Origin of the sequence: Vibrio sp. 10N.261.52.A1 (genome assembly GCF_002876325.1) — a bacterium.
Lineage (GTDB): Bacteria > Pseudomonadota > Gammaproteobacteria > Enterobacterales > Vibrionaceae > Vibrio > Vibrio chagasii.
Genome location: NZ_MCYD01000611.1, coordinates 1309 through 5967, shown reverse-complemented (window position 1 = coordinate 5967; position 4659 = coordinate 1309). Strand labels below are relative to the sequence as shown.

Here is a 4659-nt window from a genome sequence, read left to right as displayed (position 1 = left end):
GTACACCACCGCCCGGCAGCATGTAGTTAAAGGTTTCACGCGCAATCGTCAGGCCAGCAACCGCAGAAGCGGAAATGAACCAACCCGATAGCGTTAACAAGCCAATAGAAGCTGACAGAGTAGCAAAAGCCAATAGCATGCCTAGCGATAGGCCAAACCAATGCTTTTTATAGAGTTTCAGGTAAGGCAGTAAATCACGCATCTAAATTACCCTTGTTGTCTTGTTGAGCTAAGTTCGCTTTTAGCATCTCTTCGAATAAACCACCCGCAGTCGAAAGCTGAGAGTAATGACCCTGTTCCACAAGACCACCATCGCGCATAACCATAATGTTATCGACCGATTGAAGAGGAGCCAGTTGGTGCGTCACAAGCAGGGCAGTGCGACTTTCAATGTTGCTGTTGATGCCTTTCATCACTAGCTGCTCACTACGAGTATCTAGGCTAGCAGTAGGTTCATCAAGCAACCAGAATTGACCGTCTTGAATCATTGCGCGAGCCAGTGCCAAACGTTGAGATTGACCAACAGATAGGCCGCCAGAACGATCAGAAATCATGTAGTCCAAGCCGTGCTCATTAACGAACTCACTAGCGAAAGATTGGTCTAGTGCGTTTTGAACCGTTTGGTCTGTGATATCTTGCTTACCTAGGGTGACGTTGTCACGAATACTGCCGTGCAGCAACAGTGGGTTTTGACCAACCCAGCTAATGGTCTTACGCCAAGATGCCAAGTCTAAATCACGCAGTTCAATACCATTGATTTTCAAGCTTCCTTCATAAGGCATGAAACCAAGAATGGCATTAATCAAACTTGTCTTACCCGCACCACTTGGGCCAACTAATGCCGTTGACTGGCGAGTATTCAGTGCGAACGAGATCGGGCCTACCAGTTGAACACCTTCAGGGCTCAATACTTTCAAATCTTGAGCTTCAATATTGATTCCTTGAGCTGGGTCCAGTTGAGTGTCACCTGATTTAACCTTAGTGATGTCGGTTTTTAGGAACTCAACAATACTCTCGGCTGCGCCTACCGCTTGTTGTTTAGCGTGGTAGAAAGTACCTAAGTCACGCAGAGGTTGGTAAAACTCTGGCGCCAAGATAAGGATAAACAGACCTGCGAATAGCGTAATGCCAACACCGTAGTGACCAAAGTTAAGCTCGCCGATGTAAGTAAAACCAAAGTAAACCGCCGTCATCGCAATCGAGATAGACGTGAAGAACTCAAGCACTGCAGACGACAAGAAAGCGATCTTCAATACATCCATTGTGCGCGTTCTGAACACCTCAGATGCACCTTTCAACACTTCTGTTTCAGAGCTAGTGCGGTCGAAAAGACGAATGGTTGTCATGGACTGCAAACGATCGTAAAAGTGACCTGAAAGACGCTGAAGCGCTTTGAAGTTTTTACGGTTTGCGTCTGCGGCTTTCATACCCACCAATGCCATGAACATCGGTACCAGTGGCGCAGTCAGCAAGAAGATAAGGCCGGCTGCCCAGTTTACTGGGAATACCACAACCAAAATAATGAATGGAATCAGTACCGACAAAGACATCTGTGGCAAGTAACGTGAGAAGAAGTCTTGCATGTCTTCAACTTGTTCTAGCAACAGCGTTGCCCACGTACCGGCTGGCTTACCTTTGATGTAAGCAGGGCCCAGTTCGCGTAGCTTGTCTAGAATGAGCTGCCTAATGTAGACACGGATCTGTTCACCACAGCGATAACCTGCGATTTCACGACCCCATGTACAGCCCGCACGACCAACGACCGAGAGTGCCAAGCCAGCAAAATGACCAACCAGTTCAGATTTATCGACATTCTCGATGATCAACTGGTGAAGAATAGAGGCGAGAAGCGCTGCTTGAGCAATTAAAAACACACTTGAAAGTACGCCAAGGCTAATCGCAATCATAAGCCAGCGTTTTGCTAACTTACTTTGTTGCTTAAGCCACTTATTCAAGCTGCGTTGTTTTTTCTTATCCATTATGAAGGCTTAATGATAATTATTATTCGTTGAGGGCGGCTAGTATACAAAAGAAAGCCCAGTGGATATACCACTGGGCTTTAGGGATTTACAACAAAATGTGATGACGCCCTGCATCTACTAAGGCGAGAGCATCGATAATCAAATCTGCAATCTCAGATTTACTTATCGTTAAGGCCATCTAGGAAGCGTTCAGCATCCAGAGCAGCCATACAACCTGTACCAGCAGAAGTGATCGCTTGGCGGTAGTTGTGGTCCATAACATCACCCGCAGCGAACACGCCTGGGATGCTTGTTTGTGTCGCGTTACCTTCAAGACCAGACTGAACGATGATGTAGTCATCTTTCATATCTACTTGGCCTTTGAAGATTTCAGTGTTCGGCTGGTGACCGATAGCGATGAACGCGCCCATTACGTCGATATCTTCTGTCTTGTCAGACTGAGTATCTTTAATGCGAACGCCTGTTACGCCCATATCGTCGCCAAGAACTTCGTCTAGCGTGCGGTCAGTGTGAAGAACAATGTTGCCGTTCTCTACTTTGTCCATTAAACGCTTAACAAGAATCTTTTCAGCGCGGAACGTGTCACGACGGTGAATCAGGTGAACTTCAGACGCGATGTTAGATAGGTAAAGAGCTTCTTCAACTGCTGTGTTACCACCACCAACAACCGCTACTTTCTGGTTGCGGTAGAAGAAACCGTCACACGTTGCACAAGCAGACACGCCGCGGCCTTTGAATGCTTCTTCAGACTCTAAACCTAGGTACTTAGCTGATGCACCTGTCGAGATGATCAACGCATCACACGTGTACTCGCCAGAATCGCCTTTAAGACGGAAAGGGCGGTTTGATAGGTCGACTTCGTTAATGTGGTCGAAAAGGATCTCTGTTTCAAAGCGCTCTGCGTGCTCTTTCATGCGATCCATCAGTGCTGGGCCTGTTAAACCTTCAGCATCCCCCGGCCAGTTTTCCACTTCAGTTGTGGTTGTAAGCTGACCACCTTGCTGCATACCAGTAACCAGAACTGGGTTTAGGTTTGCACGAGCAGCGTAAACTGCAGCTGTATAGCCAGCAGGGCCAGAACCAAGAATCAATAAATTACAGTGCTTTACGTCGCTCATGAGGACTCCGAAATTGAATTTGTTTTAATTTATAATCGCTTAGGATTGTATGGAAAATATGGAGGCAATAAAAGGTTAAACAAGGGCTGAAGTGTAATTAATCGTTATAGTTTAGAACTTAATCGAGACAAACGTTTTCGTGGCTAAAGCGATGTTGCAAATGTACCCACCATGAATTATTGTAAACTAGTTTACCAAGATGCAATCAACTAGGATGAGAAAAGTGATTTTTGAAGAACGTATTTGTATTGAAGCATCACCTCAAGACATATATTCGCTATATGTCGATGTAGAAAACTGGAATCAATGGGATAAAGAAGTGGTCTACTCTCGTCTACTGGGGGCATTCGAGGTTGGTGTGAAAGGCGTTATAAAGCCGACTAATGGGCCTAAATCAAAGATAGTCATTACGGATGCTACACCAAATAAGAGCTTTACTGTCATGAGCAAACTGCCATTCTGCCTTCTATCATTTGAGCACCAGTTACAGGCTAAAGGAGAAATAACGGAGGTAACTCATAGGGTTAAGTTTTCGGGGTTAACCAGTTTTTTGTTTGGGAAAGTCGTAGGAAAGAAAATTTATGATGGACTACCGTCTACTCTTGAAGGATTAAAAAAAAGGGCAGAGAACAATGTTTAAGCATGAACTTCCATCGGACAGCGTAGGACTACAGCTCTGGGTTGCTTATAATAAATGGCATTCAGAGGTAATGAAACTCCTTAAGCCGTTAAACATCAACCATACTCAGTTCGTTATACTCGCTTCGATACTATGGTGTAACAAGAACAAAAACGAAACCACGCAAACAGAAGTAGTCAATATTACAGGCTTGGATAAGATGACATTATCAAAGTCGATGAAAGCGCTGGTTGCGAATGATCTTATCACCAAAGATAAAGGTGTTAGAGACTCACGAAGCTTTTCTCTGAGACTCACGAAACCTGGGGAAGCTCTAGCAATAAACGCAATAGCGCAGGTGGAAGAGTTAGACCAACTATATTTCGAAAGCTTAAAGGGAGAAAGAGGACGATTTATTTCCCTGTTAGCAGGCCTTAAGAGCCCTTGAATTAAAACTCACTATTGGACAGAAGCTTGTTAGCAATCTTGCTAAGTTAGCATAATCTTAATTAGTTGAGGTAACACGAAATCGCTTACACTCATGCGTTGTATCACCGGTATCACTGAGTAGTGAGAATCTAAAAAGGAATGTTCTATTTTCATAACGGCCCCTAAATTATCTAATGACATGATCCTTCATGTTAATACGCCTGCTAACGACTTTTTTCCTTCAAACATACCTATGCGCTCTTTTAACTGAAGAACTTTACTGCCACCCCAAAGGAGCTTATTACCATGTTTTCAATATTCCAACCTGGTGACAAGAACTCCTCATAGTGGCTCTGTTTCCTAATTCGAGTTCAGGTATAAACTCGCCTAATATGGAGAATTGTTAGGCGATTACTATCGCTTTAGGCATACCTAGAACAGTGAGCTTGTTTAACGCTTTGATCATGGCGTAAGTTTCGCCAACTGGGGCGTTGTAATTTCTTAAACTTAA

The 4659-nt window shown here is 44.4% G+C and carries 4 protein-coding genes and 2 pseudogenes; 2 read left to right on the top strand and 4 right to left on the bottom strand.

Annotated elements, in window-relative coordinates; genetic code table 11:
- The 3 genes and pseudogenes from BCT81_RS10750 to trxB all read right to left on the bottom strand — a co-directional run.
- Nucleotides 1-202: pseudogene (locus BCT81_RS10750) on the bottom strand (cysteine/glutathione ABC transporter ATP-binding protein/permease CydC); the annotation flags it as partial.
- A complete protein-coding gene (gene cydD, locus BCT81_RS10745) occupies nt 195-1979 on the bottom strand; it encodes a cysteine/glutathione ABC transporter permease/ATP-binding protein CydD (protein ID WP_102424205.1) in 1785 nt (594 codons plus the stop codon). The gene cydD and the pseudogene BCT81_RS10750, both read right to left, overlap by 8 nt.
- Before the next feature lie 161 nt (nt 1980-2140).
- Complete coding sequence (gene trxB / locus BCT81_RS10740) at nt 2141-3100, bottom strand: thioredoxin-disulfide reductase (protein WP_008223323.1); 960 nt, start codon at nt 3098-3100, stop codon at nt 2141-2143.
- Nucleotides 3101-3314: 214 nt separating this feature from the next.
- Here trxB and BCT81_RS10735 point away from each other — a divergent pair, with 214 nt between their 5' ends.
- Together BCT81_RS10735 and BCT81_RS10730 are read left to right on the top strand one after the other, a co-directional pair.
- Entirely contained in the window at nt 3315-3740 is a 426-nt protein-coding gene (locus BCT81_RS10735; RefSeq protein ID WP_241908190.1) for an SRPBCC family protein, read from the top strand.
- Nucleotides 3733-4167 carry a winged helix DNA-binding protein gene (locus BCT81_RS10730; RefSeq protein WP_102424202.1) on the top strand — a complete coding sequence of 145 codons (435 nt, stop codon included), beginning with the start codon at nt 3733-3735 and terminating at the stop codon, nt 4165-4167. Before BCT81_RS10735 ends, BCT81_RS10730 begins: the two co-directional genes overlap by 8 nt.
- A 384-nt stretch (nt 4168-4551) precedes the next feature.
- On the opposite strand, the pseudogene BCT81_RS10725 reads toward BCT81_RS10730, so the two are convergent.
- Nucleotides 4552-4659, bottom strand: a pseudogene (locus BCT81_RS10725) (IS5/IS1182 family transposase); the annotation flags it as partial.

What these genes read in the sequence shown, in the direction of transcription:
- cydD (WP_102424205.1), bottom strand. Translation starts at nt 1,979, where the DNA reads ATGGATAAGAAAAAACAACGCAGCTTGAATAAGTGGCTTAAGCAACAA.
- BCT81_RS10730 (WP_102424202.1), top strand. Translation starts at nt 3,733, where the DNA reads ATGTTTAAGCATGAACTTCCATCGGACAGCGTAGGACTACAGCTCTGG.
- BCT81_RS10735 (WP_241908190.1), top strand. Translation starts at nt 3,315, where the DNA reads ATGAGAAAAGTGATTTTTGAAGAACGTATTTGTATTGAAGCATCACCT.
- trxB (WP_008223323.1), bottom strand. Translation starts at nt 3,100, where the DNA reads ATGAGCGACGTAAAGCACTGTAATTTATTGATTCTTGGTTCTGGCCCT.